Source organism: Nocardia sp. CNS-044, from assembly GCF_059570515.1.
This window is the reverse complement of sequence record NZ_JCANSX010000011.1, coordinates 343,596-360,019: the sequence shown is the minus strand read 5'-3', so window position 1 is coordinate 360,019 and position 16,424 is coordinate 343,596. Positions and strand designations below refer to the sequence as shown.

The window sequence follows — 16,424 nt, the reverse complement described above, 5'->3', positions numbered from 1 at the left end:
GCACCGGCGACGAGTGGTAGGAAAGGGGACGTGTCCGTTAACGGCGAAGGCTCCGGTCCGAACAGCAGATCTCGCGCGGTGGACGAGGTCGTCGAGCTGGTCAGTCGACTGATCAGGTTCGACACCTCGAACACGGGTGATCTGGCCACCACGAAGGGTGAGCGCGAATGCGCCCAGTGGGTGGCCGATCAATTGCACCAGGTCGGATACACCACCGAATACGTGGAATCCGGTGCGCCCTGCCGCGGCAACGTCTTCGCGCGACTGAAAGGCGCCGATTCCAGCCGGGGCGCGCTGCTGATGCACGGGCACCTGGACGTGGTGCCTGCCGAGGCGTCGGACTGGAGCGTGCACCCGTTCTCCGGCGCGGTGCGCGACGGCTACGTCTGGGGTCGCGGCGCCATCGACATGAAGGACATGGTCGGCATGATGCTGGCGGTGGCGCGCCAGTTCAAGGTCGAAGGCACCGTGCCGCCCCGCGACATCGTCTTCGCGTTCCTGGCCGACGAGGAGAACGGCGGCAAGTGGGGCTCGCAGTGGTTGGTGGACAACCGCCCCGACCTGTTCGACGGTGTCACCGAGGCGGTGGGGGAGGTCGGCGGGTTCTCGCTGACGGTGCCGCGCCGCGACGGCGGTGAACGCAGGCTCTACCTGGTGGAGACCGCCGAGAAGGGGCTGGGCTGGATGCGTTTGCGCGCCAAGGCGCGCGCGGGGCACGGCTCGTTCCTGCACGAGGACAACGCGGTCACCATCCTCGCCGACGCGGTGGCCAGGCTCGGCAAACACACCTTCCCGCTGGTGCTTTCGGATTCGGTGGCCGAGTTCCTCGCCGCGGTGTCGGAGGAGACCGGCATCCCCTTCGACCCGGAGAGCCCGGACATCGAGGGCCAGCTCGCCAAGCTGGGCACCATCTCCCGCATCATCGGCGCCACCCTGCGCGACACCGCCAATCCCACCATGCTGCAGGCCGGTTACAAGGCCAACGTCATTCCGCAGACCGCGGAGGCGGTGGTGGACTGCCGGGTGGTGCCGGGCCGCCAGGCCGCCTTCGAACGCGAGGTGGACGAGCTGATCGGCCCCGATGTCGAACGCGAGTGGATCACCAAGCTCGACTCCTACGAGACCACCTTCGACGGGCACCTGGTCGACGCCATGAACGACGCGATCCTGGCCAACGACCCGCAGGGCCGCACGGTGCCCTACATGCTCTCCGGCGGCACCGACGCGAAGGCGTTCGCCCGCCTGGGGATTCGCTGTTTCGGTTTCGCACCGCTGCGGCTGCCGCCGGAACTGGACTTCAGCGCCCTGTTCCACGGCGTGGACGAACGTGTTCCGGTGGACGCTCTCGAGTTCGGCACCCGCGTACTGGAACACTTCCTGTTGCACAGCTGATCCGCACACCACGGCTTCGAAAGAGGAACCATGACCTACAACCCGTACGACGCATTACCTCAGGTCCCCGATTTCACCCTCACCTCCGAAGACGTCACCGACGGCAGCCCGCTCGGCAACGATCAGGTCAGCGGCGTGTTCGGCGCCGGAGGCAAGGACGTCTCCCCGCAGCTGTCCTGGTCCGGATTCCCGGCCGAGACCAAGAGTTTCGCCGTCACCGTCTACGACCCCGACGCCCCGACTGCTTCGGGCTTCTGGCACTGGGCCGTGGCCGACATCCCGGTCTCGGTCACCTCGCTGGCGAGCGGCGCGGGCAGCGAGGGCGGTTCGCTGCCCGCGGGGGCGGTGACCCTGCGCAACGACGGCGGCTTCGCCGGATTCGTCGGCGCCGCACCGCCGCCCGGCCACGGCCCGCACCGCTACTTCGTCGTGGTGCACGCGGTGGACGTGGAGAGCTTGGACATCCCCGCCGACGCGTCGCCCGCCTTCCTCGGCTTCAACCTGTTCTCTCACACCCTGGCCCGCGCCACCCTGATCGGTACCTACGAGCAGTAATCTCGCCCGAAAACGACCGTGGCCCCGAGCTTTTCGCTCGGGGCCACAGTTCTTCCAGCACGACTCAGGAGACGTTGACCACCGTCTCGGGCAGCGGGGTGGCATACAGCGTCACGATCTCCTCGGCGTACTTCGCCGCGATCGGGTTGCGCTTGAGCTTCATGGTCGGGGTCAGCTCGTCGCCGCCCGGCTCCCACGGCTTGCCGACGATGGTGAAGCGCTTGATCTGCTCGACGCGCGAGAGCTTGCGGTTACCGGCCTCGACCGCGGCGAGCACCTCGTCGACGATCTCCTTGCGGGTGGCCAGCGCCGCGAGATCCTCGGCGGGCGCGCCGATTTCCTTGGCGCGGATGGCGGCCGTGTCGGGGTCGAGCACGATCAGCGCGGAGATGTAGGGCTTGGCCTCGCCGATCGCGACCACCTGACCCACCAGCGAGGACGCTGCCTTCACCGCGTTCTCGATGTTGGTGGGCGAGATGTTCTTGCCCGCCTCGTTGATGATGAGCTCTTTCTTGCGGTCCACGATCCGCACGTAGCCGTCGGCGTCGATGGTCGCCACGTCGCCGGTGGACAGCCAGCCGTCGGAGTCGAGCGCCTCCTTGGTCTTGTCGGGCTGCTTGCGGTAGCCCGGCGTGACGATCGGGCCGCGCACCAGCAGCTCGCCGTCCTCGCCGAGGCGCAGCTCGAGCCCGTCCACCGCGCGGCCGACCGAACCGGGGCGCGGCTTGTCCAGCTCGGTGAAGGTGGCGACGCCGGAAGTCTCGGACATTCCCCACACTTCGGTGACCGTGAAACCCAGACCGAGGAAGTACTCGAGGGTCTCCGGCGGGATGGCGGCCGCACCGGACGCGGCGACCTTCAGGTTGTCCAAGCCCAGGGCGTGGCGCAGCTTCGAGAGCACGAGCGCGTCGGCGATCTTGTACTGCAACCCGAGCACCGGACCGCGTCCCTTGCCCGCGAGATCGGCGCGCGCGGCGGCGACGCCGGTGCCGATGGCCCAGGCCGCCAAGGACTTCTTGACCGGGCTCGGTTCGGTGGCCAGCTTGCCGTCGATGCCCGCCTTGATCTTCTGCCACACCCGCGGCACGCCGAAGAAGACGGTCGGGCGTGCGTCGGGCAGCGCCGCGGCGATCTCGCGCGGATCCGGAACGCAGGTGATGAGGATGCCGGTGAGCAGGCTGATGGCGTGCCCGGAGATGCGGTCGGCGACATGCGCGGCGGGCAGGTAGGAGATCGCCCGGTCGTCGAAGCCGACCGGCAGCGCGCCGTTGACCAGCGCGATGATCTGGGCGAGAACGTTGCGGTGGGTGATCTCCACGCCCTTGGACGGGCCGGTGGTGCCCGAGGTGTAGATCAGGGTGGCCAGGTCGCCGGGCTCCACGGCCTGCCAGGCGGCGGCGAAATCGAAGTCGGCGGCCGGGTTGGCCTCGACCTCCGCCAGCGTGGTCGCGCCGGTGGCCGGGCCGTCCACGACGATCGTGTGCGCGAGTTCGACACCCGCGCTGGTGATCACGTCGAGGAACACGCGTTCGGTGACCACCACCTTGTTCTCGGCGTTGGTGAACAGGTGCGCGATCTGCTCGGCGGAGCTGGTGTTGTAGATGGAGAACGGCGTCGCGCCCAGATGCAGTGCGGCGGTGTCGACGAGGTTGAATTCGGGCCGGTTGGTGAGCATGATCCCGACGGTGTCGCCGCGGCTGACGCCCAATGCCGCGAGTCCGGCCGCGATCGCCTCGACCCGTCTGCCGTACTCCCGCCAGCTGATCTCGGTCGTGCCGCCGACGGTGCGCAGCGCGACCTGATCCGGCCGCAGCTTGATGGTCTCCTGGAACGCCTCGGGAACGGTGTAGACCGTCTTGCCTGATTCGTGCGCGTAACCGATTTCTGTAGTGCTCATTTTCCCTGTTCCCGATGATCCTGTCGGTGAACCGACCCGATGCGCTCGGCGCCAAGCGCTGACGCATTGCGCCAGACTCTAGGTCATCTTCTCGCCGGATGCGGGGTCAACGAGTGGCGTGGCTCACTCATGGTAGCCAGACCTGGACAAAAGTGACGGCCTTTACAGCGCGAGAAGTCGACGCCACCAGCAGCTCGGCATGAACCACCGCCATCGCGACCGCCACACCGCTCGCCCGAGCGCCGACGCGCTCTCGTCCGGGATCGTGTGACCGCGCCTTCGTCGCTTGGCCTCCAGGTACCGGCGGGCGCGCTCGCTGCGCGGCCGAGTCACCAGCGGCACCACCGTGACCGCGATGCCGAGATCGGTCAGCGCGCGCACCTTGTCCGGGTTGTTCGTCAGCAGCCGCACCGAACGCAGACCGAGGTGCAGCAGCGCGCGGGCTGCGTTCTCGTAGGAGCGGGTGTCGGCGCAGAGCCCCAACCGTTCGTAGCTGTCGAAGGTGTCCAGCCCGAACACCTCGCTGGTGCGCAAACCCCGCGCCTTGTCGACCAATCCGGCGCCGCGGCCCTCCTGTTCGAGATAGACGAGCACCCCGCATCCGGCGTTCTGGATCATGTCCATCGACAGATCGAGTTCGGGCCCGCAATCGCAATCGTCGGAGCGCAGCGCGTCGCCGTAGAGGCAGCGCGAATGGATGCGCACCAGGCAGGCATCGGCGATCGGACCGAAGATCATGGCGTGCCCGCCGTCCTCGGCGCCGGGTATCGCCATGACTCGAACGCGGAGTTCGCGTCCCTTGCGAGTCAGACGATGCCCGGTCTCGCGGAGATGGAATGCCGCTTGGTCCATGCCCCTCCGATGCACGCTGCAGCGGGCCGGCGAACTGCGGAATCCCCAGTCGCGCAATCCATCTATGGTAGCCGCAGGCCGGGCGTCGCAGCAGTGGCTAGACCAGAACGGGCGGCGCGCTTTCGCGTGGGGGCTCGGCGGCCTCCGACCGGGGCAGTATGGTCTGCTCGGCCGACCACGGCGATTCGCCGTTGGGAATCCAGTGCCTGCGCCTGCGGCGTTTGGCGTCGAGGTAGTCGATGGCGCGTTGACTCAACGCCTCGGTCACCAGCGGCACCACCTGCACCGTGAGACCGGCTTCGCGCAGCGCGTGCATCTTGACCGGATTGTTGGTCAGCAGCTGGACGCTGCGCAGGTTCAGCACGTCGACCAGCGCGCGGGCCGCCTGCTCGTAGGAGCGCGCGTCCGGCGGATAGCCCAGCTTCTCGTAGCTGGTGAAGGTGTCCGCGCCGGACTGTTCGCTCTCCAGGTATCCGCGCGCCTTGGCGAGCAGACCGGCGCCGCGGCCTTCCTGCTCGAGATAGACCAAGACCCCGGACCCGGCGTCCTGGATCATGTCGAGGGACTTGTCCAGTTCCGGGCCGCAGTCGCAGTCGTCCGACCGCAGTGCCTCGCCGTAGAGGCATCGCGAATGCACCCGGACCAGACAACCGTCGGTGATGTCCCCGAAGACGAGAATGTGGCCGCCTCCGTCGCCGCGATCGGGTAACTCGATCACGCGAACGCGAGTGTCACGCCCCTTGCGCGTGAACCGATGACCGGCTTCGGCAAGATCCGACGCAACCGTCGTCAACCGCTCCTCCGACTCAACAGGTGCGGCCGCTGCCGCACATCCGAGATGACCTCGAGACTGTACCCCGCGCGAAGCGAACACACATGTTACTACCAGGTCTTTTGCGTTAATTTCGGCCGCGCCGCCCTGGTCACGATCCGCTGCCCTGCCGGACCACATCGTCGATTCGGTCCCGGTCCGGCATCGCGCGCGGCACCGCGCCGAGCTGCTGGGTGGGAATCATCGCCGCCGTGGCCCAGACGAAGTCTTTCGCGGCCAGCTCACCGTCGGTTTCGATCAGACGGCATGCCAACGCGGCCGAGAACGCGGCGGCGGCGCCGGGTGATTTCTTCAACGCCCCTTCGAAGTGTCCGACCTCGAGTTCCAAGGGCTCCGAAAACACCGAACAGCTGAATTTCTCGATCGCGCAGACCGTGCGAACTCCGAGCCCGCGCAGGATCTGTGCGCTTTTGGCGGTGGACGCGGTCGTGACGACCGGTAGCATCGCGTTCAATTCCGAAGGCGATCCGACCAGGTAGTCCACGATGTCGAGATACGGGTAAAGGTCCTGCGGCACAGCCGGACTCGGCGACGGACAGAGGATCACCTTCGGTCTGGGCCGCATACCGCGCACCATCGCGAGCACCTGTTCGGCGATGCCTTTGGGGTGCTCGAGGGTCAGCAGCACGACCTCCGAACTCGCCATCGCCGCGTGCACGGCTCCGGTGTGCAGATCCGCCACCTCGAGCTTGACCCTGTCGTCCTTGCACCCGATCAGAATCGTCTCGCCGCTGTCGTTCATGATCACGGCCGTGACCGGGGACCGGCCGCCCTCGACGGTCTTCACCAGATCGCAGCGAACGTTCTCCTTGGTCAGGAAGTCCAGGATCTCCGCGCCGTCCTCGTCGTCGCCGACCGCGGAGACCAGCGCGACGTCCAAACCGAGGCGCGCGGCCGCCACCGCGCGATTGAGGCCCTTGCCACCGGGGGGCCGGAAGAAGCTGCCGTTGGCCGTTCGGTCGGCGGTCGGAAACCCGTCGACACGATAGAGATGGTCGATGACGGCGTCGCCGACCACCGTCACCGACTTGGGCCGGCGCACCGAATCAGGGAGCGAGACAAGGATCTTGCCGCTCGGCATCGCCTTGGGAATGGCGTAGCCCGTGTCGGCGGTGAGCAGCTCGGCCAGGGCGGTGAAGGTGTCGCCCTCCGACGAGGTCCGCAGCCGTTTGACCGTCGGCGCTTCGGGAACACGGTCGACGCCGAGCGCTCGGTGCAGGCCCAGCCAGTGCTCGACGAGATAGTCGCGGCGCGGGCCGAGCTTGTCGGCGTAGAGACGGGCCAGATCGATTCCGGCAGGGGGGTTGTCACGAAAAAGTCCGAGAGCCAACGACGAATCGGCGATCAGACGATCGGTCGGCGGCAACCGCCGCGCCGTGTCGCGCACGACCGGCAGCAGGGACTCGCTCGCGGGCCGCCCGGTGCGCTGCGCGTGCTGACGGACGATCGGCAGCTCGAGCAGGCTGGTGACGTCGATCTCGGTGTGGCCCAAGCGTTCCGGGCGCAGCCCGTAGTAGGTGCACAAGCGGGTCAGGATGTCGCGAATCGCGATCGTGCGGGGATTCTGCGGAGCCATCGGCGAGTCCGCCCTCCATCGCGTCGTTGCCAATTCGTTGTGCTTGTGCGGAGATTGCCCCGATATGGGTGTTTAGCGGGCAATAAGACCGGCAATCCCCAAGATACTCCGGCAATTGACCGGACAAAAGGCAAATGCCACACTGATTTTGGGCGATTGCTCGTCCCCACCAGCGGACTCGGGAGGGCCTTGGTGATGAAACTCTTCGGTGACCCCCTTCGACCTCCGGATGTCCGACACGAGGCATTCGCAGCCGCCTACACCACCGATCGGTCGACGACCAGCGATCGCACCAACGAATCGGCGCGACGCGTCGCCGATCATCGGACCACGTCTGGCGGCCGAGGCTGCCCGACCGCCTGCTCACCCGCGAACAGGCACTGGCGGGGATGGATCTCGCCGAGATCGTCAGCACCCAGACCTACCGGCACGATCGGATCGCTCACTCGCGGGCGGTGCACTACGCCGGAAAACTCGGAATTTCCCTGGAGCAGATTCTGCTCGGGCTGTAGTCACCGGAGGCAGCCATGACCATTCAAACCACCGAGTGGACCATGATCAGCGACCTGACGCCCGAATCGGCCTACCGCGACGGCGCCGACGCCTGGCGGCTGAGCTGGTTGCCGGGTCGCGTTCTCTCCCGCGAGCAGGCGTTCGCGGGCATGGAGCTGGACGAATTGCTCAGCGACCCGGACATGGTGCACGACCGCATCGCGCACGCCCATGCCGCCGAGCGCGCCGACCGGCTCGGCATCCTGCTCGACCACGCGATCATCCTGCTGCACAAGCGGATCGTGGCCCGGCTGCGAGATCGGCCGGACGAGTCCGCGCCGGGCCCGGTCGGCGCATGCGATCCGCCGAGCGGCCCGCGCGCGCGGTGCGTATCGCAGCGCACGAGCGGACCGCCCCGCGTGTACGGATGACCGCGCCGCAGGGACGCGGCGGGATTCAGGTTCGCGCGACGTTCTCCGCGCCGACGGCCTCGGCGATCGAGGTGTAGCCGTTCTCGCGCAGGCGCGCGGCGAGGCCGCGGTGGATCTTGCGGGTCCAGAACGGGCCGCCGTAGATGAAACCGGTGTAACCCTGCAGCAGGCTGGCGCCGGCGAGGATGCGCTGGAAGGCCTGATCGGGGGTTTCGATGCCGCCGACGGAGATCAGCACCAAACGATCGCCGACCCGCCGATACAGGCGGCGCAGCACTTCGAGCGAGCGTTCGGCGACGGGGGCGCCGGACAGGCCGCCCGCGCCCATGGCCGCGACCTCGGCGGCGTCGGTGCGCAGCCCGTCGCGGCGGATGGTGGTGTTGGTGGCGACGATGCCCGCGAGACCGAGTTCGAGCGCGAGGTCGGCGACGGCGTCGATGTCGTCGTCGGACAGGTCGGGGGCGATTTTCACCAGGACCGGAACGCGCACCGTGTCCAGCACGGCCCGCAGCAGCGGGCGCAGCGATTCGACGGCCTGCAGGTCGCGCAGACCGGGCGTATTGGGGGAGCTGACGTTGACGACGACGAAGTCGGCCAGCGGGCCGAGCAGGGCCGCGCTCGTCGCGTAGTCGGCGGCGGCGTCGGCCGGGTCGACGATCTTGGTCTTGCCGATGTTGGCGCCGATCGGGACGGTGGCGGCCTTGGCGCGCAGCTGGTCGGCGGCGCGGGCGGCGCCGTGGTTGTTGAAGCCCATCCGGTTGATCAGTGCGCGATCGGCGGGCAGCCGGAACAGCCGCGGCGCGGGGTTGCCCGGCTGAGCCTGCGCGGTGACGGTGCCGATCTCGGCGAAGCCCCAGCCGAACGGGCCCCAGATGTCGGCGCCCTCGGCGTTCTTGTCGAAACCGGCGGCCAAGCCGAGCGGCGCGCGGAACTGAACGCCGAAGACGGTGTTGCGCAGGATCGGATCCTCGACGACGGCGAGCCGCTTCAGCAGCAGCCTGGTCGGGGCGAACCGGGCGGCGACGCGCATGGCGGCGAAGGCCAGGTGATGGATGCGTTCCGGCGGAACGAAGAACATCAGGCGAAGCAGCAGTGCGTACATCCGGTTCACATCCCCGGCTCGGGCTGGGGTAGTAGCGAGGTCTTGCGACGACGCAGCAGCACCTTGCGGCTGCCGTCGGTGTAGGCGCGCACGCGCGAGAGCTCCCATCCGCCGAATTCGGCCTGAATCGCCAGGCGCATCGAGGCGGTCACCCTGGTCACGTCTTTCGGTAAGCGCAGCGGGACGTATTCGTAGTCGTCGCTGCTGGTCTCCCAGTTCGCCGGTAACGCTGCGCGGGAGCTTTTCGGCGCCATCACTGCCCTCTCTTCAGCTGGTCCGCGCGGATCCGCTGGACACCGTCACCGGTGGCGGATCCGACGAAAAGGTCACCGGTGCGCTCGTCCACGGTCACCGATTCGGGCTGCCGGACGGTCGGATAGCGTCCCACTTCCTTCGGTATACCCGTCGACAGATCGAAGCCGACGACTTCGTTGCTCTGGGTGCACGTCACCCACACGGTGTCGGACCGTCGATCATAGGCGAGCGCGTAAGGCGACGATCCTACCGGGAACCGCTGGCGCAGGACGAGTGGTCCGGTGGTGTAGACGAGCAGTTCCTCGCCCGCGGTGTCGGTGACGATCACCCTGCCGAAGTGGTCGGAGATCATGTTGGTCGCGCCGTCGCCCGCGCGCAGCGCGAGCCCGAGGTGGTCCTCGGCGGGGTCGATCTCGGTGACGGAGGTCTGGCGGCGGTCGAGCACCGCGACGCGATCGGCGGTGAGAGCGACGACGTCGGCCGAGACCAGGCCGGAGACAGTGTCGAGAACTTCGCCGCCGGGGCCGAGGGTGCGCACGGCGCCGTCGGCGGTGCCGACGACGAGCGTGCCGTCTTCGCGCTGCCGGACCGAGCGCGGGTCGCCCTCGACGGGTGTCTCGGTGACCGCGCCGGTGGCGACGTCGACGCGGAAGATCCAGCCGGTCGCGGTGACCAGGACCTCCCCCGGTTTGCCCGCGGACAGGCTGGTTCCGTGCGCGGGCAGGGTGACGGTCCGTCGGCCCGCGGTCGCCGGATCGATCAGGAAGAGCACGGTGGTGTCGTCGCTGCTCTTGTCGAGCGCCGCGAGCTGACCGGTGCCTGGGTCGGCGAGCATGGCCCGAAGCGGGGCGTTCATGCCGATCACGTCACCCGCGGGTGCGGCTTGCGGCGCGGGAGCGACGGCCGCGGTGGCGGGTTCGCGGGTCGGGACGTCGCGTTCGCCCTTGTCGGAGGAGCATCCGGCCAGCAGCGCGAGCACCGCCACGCCCACCAGCGCTGAGGGGACCGAGCCGCGAGGGCGCACCACCGAACTCCTCCTACCGACGAATCAACGCGACGTCACCATCTGACCATGATGGCGCAACACCACCGCCGACCGGGGTGGCGGCAGCACCGAATTACCCGTGATGGGGGTTACGGTGTAATCAAACAGTGTCCGACTCAGGGAGATCCGGTTGAAAGCCGACCATGCATCGGGATTTGCCATCGATGACATAACCGTTGGTCCGTTTGCTCACGGGTTCGGCACCAGCGCCGACGGCAGGCCGTACGCGTTCCGCACGGTGCGCTCGATCCTGACGCTCGAGATCTACCGCGCCGATCTGGGCAACGACGTGCCCGGCCCGGAAGATGTGGTCGCGGTCGCCGAAGTACGAGTCACCGACGTCGATCTGGACGACGAACGCAGTGTGGTCGCGCTGGTGCGCGACATGATCCCCGACGCCGCCCCGGTCGAGGCGGCCGCCGATCGGGACGTCACGACCGTGCGCGCTCTGCTGGGACGGATCAGTTCCGTCATCGATGGTATGTAGGTAGTGATGCACTCCACACGAATCTCCCGTATCGCGCTGACCTTGGCCGCCGGTGTCGCTTTCGCCGCGGTCGCCGCGTGCGATTCGGGCCCGGACGAGGCCTCGGTCGAGGCGGCCCGCTCCAAGGCCATCGCCGAACTGTCCTCCTCCTCCGCCGCCACCTCCAGCGCGATCGCCAACCGGCCGATACCGACCGCCGCCGAACTCGACGCTCAGATCAAGCGGGCACTCGACCCTGCGCTGCCCGACACCGAGCGCACCGCGCTGATCGAGGACGGCGACGCCTTCCGCGACGCGATCCCGGACATGTACCGGGCGCTGCAGGACAACCCGCGCGCCATCTACGGCGTCACCGATCCCGTCTTCGACAACCGCGACGGCACCCTGACCGCCACCATGCGCCTGGACAAGGACGGCACCGGCACCGCCGTGCGCACCACGGTGGTGCACTTCGTCTATCTCGACGGGCGCTGGAAGATCTCGCGCACCGACCTGTGCGGCATCCTGCGCTCGGCCGACTACCGCACCCCGGCGTGCGGGTAGCGGCTCGGCCCATCGATGCTGCATTCGGGTTTCCTGGGGTGGGGCCGGTTCGTCCACCGCTACCGCTATCTCGTGCTCGCGGGGTTCGCGCTGGCCGTCCTGCTGTCGGGCTGGTACGGCCGCGACCTGATCGACCGGCTCAGCCAGGAGGGGTGGTTCGACGAGAGCAGCGAATCGGTGGCCGCTTCCGAACTCGCCGACGCGACCTTCGGCCGTGACACCGACAGCGACCTGATCCTGGTCTACACCGTCCCCGAGGGCAGCACCGTCGACTCACCGGAGGTGCGCGCCGCGGTCACCGCCCAGCTGCGCGGCCTGCTCGAACGCTATCCGGACCGGATACTGAAGATCGACAGCTATTGGGACAGCCCGTTCACGGCCAGCGCCAGCGACCCGACGAAGAAACACGCCTTCGCCAGCGTCGGGCTGCGCGGCGAGGGCACCGCGACCGTCGAGAACTATCTCGCGATCAAGGACTCGCTCGGCGCGGGCGACGCGGGCGGCGGCCCCGGCGGAACCACGGTGCAACTGGCCGGGTTGCAGCCGATCGTCGAGGGCATCAACACCGGGATGCAGAACGACATCCAGCGCGCGGAGCTGATAGCGCTGCCGATCGTGGCGATCATGCTGTACTTCGTGTTCGGCGGCGTGATCGGCGCGGTGCTGCCGGTGATCATCGGCGGGATGACGATCATGGGCACGCAGGGCATGTTGCGCGTGCTCACCGACCACATCGAGGTCAACGTCTTCGCCAACGCGGTGATGACGCTGGTCAGCCTCGGCCTCGCCATCGACTACGGTCTGTTCACCGTCACCCGCTTCCGTGAGGAACTCGCCGCAGGGCGCAGCGTGGAGGAGGCGACCGCTCGCACCGTGGCCACCGCGGGACGCACGGTGCTGTTCTCGGCGGCGATCATCGCGATCAGCCTCGCCGCGCTGTTCATCTTCCCCAACGGCGTGCTGCGCTCGGTGCCCTACGGCGGCATCAGCTCGGTGCTGCTCGCCGCGCTGCTCTCGGTGACGGCGCTGCCCGCCGCGTTGAGCATCGTCGGTCGGCGCATCGACTTCCTCGGCTGGAAGCGCTTCTCCCGCACCAAGACCGAGGCCCAGATCGACGCCGGATTCTTCTCCCGGCTCGCGCTGTTCGCCATGCGGCGGCCGTGGGCAGTGGCGGTGCCGATCGTGCTCGCACTGCTGGCGCTGAGCATCCCGCTGCGCAACATCGAGTTCGGCGGGATCAGCGAACGCTATCTGGCCGAGGACAATCCGGCCCGCGTCGCCCAAGAAGACTTCGACCGGCTGTTTCCCAGCTTCCGCACCGAACCGTTGAAACTCGTGGTGGTCGGGGCGAATTCGCAACAGCTCGGCGACATTCGCCACGAAGCCAACCAGGTGCCCGGGCTGACCGGGCGCTTCGAACCGGCCGCGCCGACCAAGGACGGCGTCAACGTCCTCAACGCCGGGCTGACCGACAAACGCGAGGCCGACGCCGTGATCGCCGCGCTGCGCGCCATACCCGAACCGCCGGGTGTCGAGGTGATGGTGGCCGGGGTGCCCGCGTTGGAACGCGACAGCATCAACGGATTGCTCGAGGGTTTGCCCACGCTGTTGGCGATCCTGATCTGCACCGCGCTCCTGGTCATCTACCTGGCGTTTCGTTCGATGGTGCTCGCGCTCAAGGCCGTCGCGATGAGCGGGCTGAGCCTTGTCTCGACGCTGGGCATCCTCACCTGGATCTTCGTGGAAGGACACGGGTCGGAGGTCTTCCAGTTCACGCCGGGGCCGTTGATGTTCGCGGTGCTGGCGTTGATCGTGACGGTGGTGTTCGGGTTGTCGACCGACTACGAGGTCTTCTTGCTGTCCAGGGTCGCCGAGGCGCGCGAGGCCGGAGCCGACGCACCGGAGGCTATCCGCTACGGCATCGCCCACACCGGCGGCGTGATCACCTCGGCCGCCGCGATTCTCATCGTGGTGACCGGCGCGTTCGGCTTCTCCGATCTGGTGCTGATGAAATACATCGCCTACGGCATGATCGCGGCGTTGATCATCGACGCGACCGTCATCCGGATGCTGCTCACGCCCGCGGTACTGAAACTGATCTGGAGATGAGGGGCATGCGACGGGGGTTGATCGGGGCGAATCTGTTCCTGATGTTCCTGCTGGAACTGGGCGTGATCGCGGGCGCGGCGTTCTGGGGTTTCACGCTGTCCGGCGGACTGGTGCCCCGGTTGACCGCCGGTGTGCTCGCGCCCGCGCTGTTCGTGCTCATGTGGGCGTTGTTCGGCGCGGCGGCCAACGCCCGGTTCCCGCTCACCGGGTGGTGGCGGGTGGCGCTGGAGGTGATCTGGTTCGGCGGGGGAGCGGTGGCCTGGGCCGTCGCGGTGACGCCGGTGCTCGGGATCGGGTTCTTCGTGCTGTGGGGTGTGAACGCGACCGTCAGGCTCGTCACGCAGGATGGATTGCAGGTGCGGGTCGGGGAGTAGGGGCGGACGACACCCGGCACAACTTCGTGGCCGCACGCCAGCATCGGCCGTCGTCTGACGGAGGCCGGCGAGAGCGAGCGGTCAGCGACGGACCGGCAGGACCAGTTGGGCGCCCGTGACCGGATGGTCGAGGACTTCCACCGGATGCTGGTAGACGCGGCTCAGCAATTCGGTGGTGAGAACCTCGCGCGGCGGGCCGTCCGCGGCGATGCGGCCGGACTCCAACACGGCGACGCGGTCGGCGTAGGCGGCGGCGATGCCGAGGTCGTGCAGGACGACGACGACCGCCGCGCCCGCCGTCGCCCGCTCGGCCGCCAAACGCAGGACCGCTTCCTGGTGGCCGAGATCCAGTGCGGCGGTGGGTTCGTCGAGCAGCAAGGTGGCGGTGTCCTGGGCCAGCACGCGGGCCAGCGCGACGCGCGCGCGTTCGCCACCGGACAGCGTCGGGAACGAGCGCGCGGCCAGATGACCGACGTCGGCCGATGTCATCGCGGCGGCGATGAATTCGTCGTCGCGTTCGCCGCGTGCGGTGCGCACCCATGGCGCGCGCCCCATGGCGACGACCTCGCGCGCGGTGAACGGGAAGCCCACGGTGTGGCTCTGCGGCAGTACCGCGCGTCTGCGCGCCATGTCCAGCGGAGTCCAGTGGTCGAGGGCTCGACCGTCCAGTTCGACGCTGCCCTCGCTCGGTGTGAGTTCACCGGCCAACGCGGCCAGCAGCGTGGACTTTCCGGCACCGTTCGGTCCCACCAGCGCGACGACCTCGCCAGCGGCGACCTCGAAATCGACGGCTTCGAGCACTCGGCGCGCGTGCCCGCTCGCTCCGCCTCGCCGGTCCACGCTCAGCCCGCGCGCTCGCAAGGTCACCGCGCCGCGCTCGGGCCGCACCGGCTCCTCGTGCGTCCGTCCGAGCATCGCGCCAAGCCCTTGCCGCATTCCGCTCACGTGGTCACCGCCCGGCCTTGGTACTGCGAGTTCCTTGTGCGTCCGCGTGCGGCAGCACCGCACTGACCGGCGGCCTCCGTCATCGGGTCGAGCGCGTCACCGGGCGTACGCGCGGTGTGACCGAGCGACACGCGAGATGATTCGGCGTGCCGGGCGACGACCCGTCGCTCCTGGGCAACGACTGCTGGACGCGGTCGACGACCCCCCTGGATTGGCGAGGTGTGCGGCATTGCATCGACTGCATGATCGAGACACTGGTGCGTGCGGGCCGCGCTCATCCCCAGCCTCCCGCGCGGGCACGGGTGCGGCGAAGCAGCCAGAAGAAGAACGGCCCGCCGATGAGGGAGGTGAGCATGCCGAGGGGCAGGTCGGCGTTGTCGACGAGGGATCGGGCGGCGACGTCGGCGGCGAGCAGCACCACCGCGCCGACGATGGCGCTGAGCGGAATCAGCACGCGATGGCCGGGGCCGACGATCATGCGTACCAGGTGCGGGACGATCAGGCCGACGAACAAGATGATCCCGGTGAACGCGACGCCCGCGGTGGCGAGCACCGCCACGATGACGATCACATTGCGCCGCAGCCGTTCCACGTCGACGCCGAGGTGGCGAGCCGCGGACTCACCGAGCGCGAGCAGATCCAGGCGCGGCGCCACCACGATCGCCGCGAACACACCGAGCGCGGCGAGCGGCGCGACGACCGCCACCGAGTCCCAGTTCGCGCCGTTGAGACTGCCCAGCTGCCAGAACACGATCTGATCGCGGGCCGCGGGTGAGGCGACGAACAGCAGGAACGCGATCAGACCACCGGCGAAGGCGTTGATGGCGACGCCGGTGAGCACGAGGGTCACCACTTCGGTGCGGCCGTTGGATCGCGCGAGCAGATACACCAGCAGCGTGGTGAACAGCCCGGCGACGAACGCCGCGGCGGCCACCGACCACGCGGCGACGAACGCCCCGCCCACCACGATCACGGTGCCCGCGCCGACCGCGGCGCCCGCCGAGACGCCGATGACGCCCGGCTCGGCCAGCGGATTGGCGAACACGCCCTGCAACAACGCACCCGCTGTCGCCAGCGCGGCCCCGACCAGCATGGCCAGCACGACGCGCGGGAAACGCACCTCCCACAGCGTCACGTCACCGGACGGATGGGCGGGCAACGGGCCCCAATCCAGACCGATCCGGTGCAAGACACTGCCCGCGACTTCGGCGGGCGAGGTCGGCACCTGTCCGATGGCGGCCGAGGCGAGTGCCAGCACCACCAGCGCCGCGATCGCGACCGCGAAGGCGACGGTGATCCGGGAGATCGAACGCGTGCCCGTAGTGATCGGTGTGCCATGAGCGTCGGCGGTGTTCGCGGGTGGTTCGACCGGTGCCGAGCTCGCGCCGGTCGTGATCTCCGGCCGCTGTGGACCTCCGTCGAGCCCGCCCGCGCCGTTCTCCTGCGCGGGGCCGACCCCGTTGGCCGAAGTTCCCGAAGATGTGCGAGCCGGGTCGCTCATGCCTGCGCCTCGCTGGCGCTCGGCTCCGGCATGCGC

General features: G+C 68.7%; 17 protein-coding genes. 8 read left to right on the top strand and 9 right to left on the bottom strand.

Going from position 1 to position 16,424, the window contains the following annotated elements:
- Positions 1-30 precede the first annotated feature (30 nt).
- Together T333_RS29855 and T333_RS29850 are read left to right on the top strand one after the other, a co-directional pair.
- Entirely contained in the window at positions 31-1,392 is a 1,362-nt protein-coding gene (locus T333_RS29855; RefSeq protein ID WP_355001377.1) for a M20/M25/M40 family metallo-hydrolase, read from the top strand.
- A gap of 30 nt (positions 1,393-1,422) precedes the next feature.
- Positions 1,423-1,947 (top strand): YbhB/YbcL family Raf kinase inhibitor-like protein, encoded by a 525-nt coding sequence (locus T333_RS29850; protein WP_357247694.1) that lies wholly within the window; start codon positions 1,423-1,425, stop codon positions 1,945-1,947.
- Positions 1,948-2,011: 64 nt separating this feature from the next.
- Here the strand turns inward: T333_RS29850 and T333_RS29845 are convergent, their stop codons facing one another.
- The 4 genes from T333_RS29845 to T333_RS29830 all read right to left on the bottom strand — a co-directional run bounded on the left by T333_RS29845 (position 2,012) and on the right by T333_RS29830 (position 7,104).
- Positions 2,012-3,844 carry an AMP-dependent synthetase/ligase gene (locus T333_RS29845; protein WP_496426581.1) on the bottom strand — a complete coding sequence of 611 codons (1,833 nt, stop codon included), beginning with the start codon at positions 3,842-3,844 and terminating at the stop codon, positions 2,012-2,014.
- Between the two features lie 162 nt (positions 3,845-4,006).
- Positions 4,007-4,696 carry a GTP cyclohydrolase II gene (locus T333_RS29840; protein ID WP_496426580.1) on the bottom strand — a complete coding sequence of 230 codons (690 nt, stop codon included), beginning with the start codon at positions 4,694-4,696 and terminating at the stop codon, positions 4,007-4,009.
- 97 nt (positions 4,697-4,793) lie between these two features.
- The gene (locus T333_RS29835) at positions 4,794-5,414 is read right to left on the bottom strand and encodes a GTP cyclohydrolase II (RefSeq protein ID WP_355001373.1); all 621 of its coding nucleotides are present in this window, start codon (positions 5,412-5,414) and stop codon (positions 4,794-4,796) included.
- A gap of 205 nt (positions 5,415-5,619) precedes the next feature.
- Entirely contained in the window at positions 5,620-7,104 is a 1,485-nt protein-coding gene (locus T333_RS29830) for a PfkB family carbohydrate kinase (protein ID WP_496426579.1), read from the bottom strand.
- Positions 7,105-7,493: 389 nt separating this feature from the next.
- On the opposite strand from T333_RS29830, the gene T333_RS29825 reads away from it, so the two are divergent.
- Both T333_RS29825 and T333_RS29820 read left to right on the top strand, forming a co-directional pair.
- Positions 7,494-7,616, top strand: a complete 123-nt coding sequence (locus tag T333_RS29825) for a hypothetical protein (RefSeq protein WP_496426578.1) — start codon at positions 7,494-7,496, stop codon at positions 7,614-7,616.
- A gap of 15 nt (positions 7,617-7,631) precedes the next feature.
- Positions 7,632-8,027: a hypothetical protein gene (locus T333_RS29820; protein WP_496426577.1), complete on the top strand. Its 396-nt coding sequence runs from the start codon at positions 7,632-7,634 to the stop codon at positions 8,025-8,027.
- 25 nt (positions 8,028-8,052) lie between these two features.
- Here T333_RS29820 and T333_RS29815 read toward each other — a convergent pair whose 3' ends face one another.
- The 3 genes from T333_RS29815 to T333_RS29805 are packed head-to-tail and all read right to left on the bottom strand — an operon-like array spanning position 8,053 to position 10,411.
- Positions 8,053-9,129: a quinone-dependent dihydroorotate dehydrogenase gene (locus tag T333_RS29815; protein WP_355001369.1), complete on the bottom strand. Its 1,077-nt coding sequence runs from the start codon at positions 9,127-9,129 to the stop codon at positions 8,053-8,055.
- A 5-nt stretch (positions 9,130-9,134) separates the two neighbouring features.
- Positions 9,135-9,383 carry a DUF5703 family protein gene (locus T333_RS29810; protein WP_067783446.1) on the bottom strand — a complete coding sequence of 83 codons (249 nt, stop codon included), beginning with the start codon at positions 9,381-9,383 and terminating at the stop codon, positions 9,135-9,137.
- The gene (locus T333_RS29805) at positions 9,383-10,411 is read right to left on the bottom strand and encodes a YncE family protein (RefSeq protein WP_355001368.1); all 1,029 of its coding nucleotides are present in this window, start codon (positions 10,409-10,411) and stop codon (positions 9,383-9,385) included. The genes T333_RS29810 and T333_RS29805 overlap by 1 nt, the downstream gene beginning before the upstream one ends.
- A gap of 148 nt (positions 10,412-10,559) precedes the next feature.
- On the opposite strand from T333_RS29805, the gene T333_RS29800 reads away from it, so the two are divergent.
- Genes T333_RS29800 through T333_RS29785 form a run of 4 tightly spaced genes read left to right on the top strand, consistent with a single transcriptional unit; the run spans position 10,560 to position 13,942 of the window.
- Entirely contained in the window at positions 10,560-10,916 is a 357-nt protein-coding gene (locus T333_RS29800; RefSeq protein ID WP_496426576.1) for a hypothetical protein, read from the top strand.
- Between the two features lie 6 nt (positions 10,917-10,922).
- Positions 10,923-11,459, top strand: coding sequence for a WKL family lipoprotein (locus tag T333_RS29795; protein ID WP_496426575.1), 537 nt, complete (start codon positions 10,923-10,925; stop codon positions 11,457-11,459).
- Between the two features lie 15 nt (positions 11,460-11,474).
- Positions 11,475-13,568, top strand: coding sequence for an MMPL family transporter (locus tag T333_RS29790; RefSeq protein WP_355001365.1), 2,094 nt, complete (start codon positions 11,475-11,477; stop codon positions 13,566-13,568).
- A gap of 5 nt (positions 13,569-13,573) precedes the next feature.
- Positions 13,574-13,942, top strand: a complete 369-nt coding sequence (locus tag T333_RS29785; RefSeq protein ID WP_357247724.1) for a YrdB family protein — start codon at positions 13,574-13,576, stop codon at positions 13,940-13,942.
- An 81-nt stretch (positions 13,943-14,023) separates the two neighbouring features.
- Here the strand turns inward: T333_RS29785 and T333_RS29780 are convergent, their stop codons facing one another.
- Together T333_RS29780 and T333_RS29775 are read right to left on the bottom strand one after the other, a co-directional pair.
- On the bottom strand, positions 14,024-14,878 hold the full coding sequence (locus T333_RS29780) for a heme ABC transporter ATP-binding protein (protein WP_355001707.1): 855 nt from the start codon (positions 14,876-14,878) through the stop codon (positions 14,024-14,026).
- 283 nt (positions 14,879-15,161) lie between these two features.
- Complete coding sequence (locus T333_RS29775; protein ID WP_496426574.1) at positions 15,162-16,388, bottom strand: FecCD family ABC transporter permease; 1,227 nt, start codon at positions 16,386-16,388, stop codon at positions 15,162-15,164.
- Positions 16,389-16,424 lie beyond the last annotated feature (36 nt).